The following is a 458-nucleotide window of genomic DNA, read 5'->3' as shown; positions in this document are numbered from 1 at the left end:
AACGTGATCATCGAGAACGGCCCGCAGGTGTCGGCCGTGATCGATCGCGTGAACGGCTGCAAGACCGTGCTCGCGAAGAACCCGGGCATCAAGCTGCTGTCGAGCGACCAGGACGGCAAGGGCTCGCGCGAAGGCGGGATGAACACGATGCAGGGCTACCTGACGCGCTTTCCGAAGCTCGACGGCGTGTTCACGATCAACGACCCGCAGGCGATCGGCAGCGATCTCGCGGCGAAGCAGCTGAACCGCCCGAACATCGTGATCACGTCGGTCGACGGCGCGCCCGACATCGAAGTCGCGCTGAAGTCGAACACGCTCGTGCAGGCGTCGTCGAGCCAGGATCCGTGGGCGATGGCGCAGCAGGCCGTAAACGTCGGCTACGGGATCATGAACGGCCAGAAGCCGGCCAACCCGATGATCCTGATCGAGCCGACGCTCGTCACGCGCGACAACGTGAA

General features: G+C 64.6%; 1 protein-coding gene. It reads left to right on the top strand.

Going from position 1 to position 458, the window contains the following annotated elements; genetic code table 11:
• Positions 1-458, top strand: a 458-nt coding sequence (locus NQV17_RS37855) for a substrate-binding domain-containing protein (protein WP_257776169.1), incomplete at both ends; no start/stop codon positions are given.

The organism is Burkholderia sp. SCN-KJ, assembly GCF_024656005.1.
In the GTDB taxonomy this organism is placed as follows: domain Bacteria; phylum Pseudomonadota; class Gammaproteobacteria; order Burkholderiales; family Burkholderiaceae; genus Burkholderia.
Note: the sequence above shows the minus strand (reverse complement) of the source record. Positions and strands in the feature narration are given on the sequence as shown.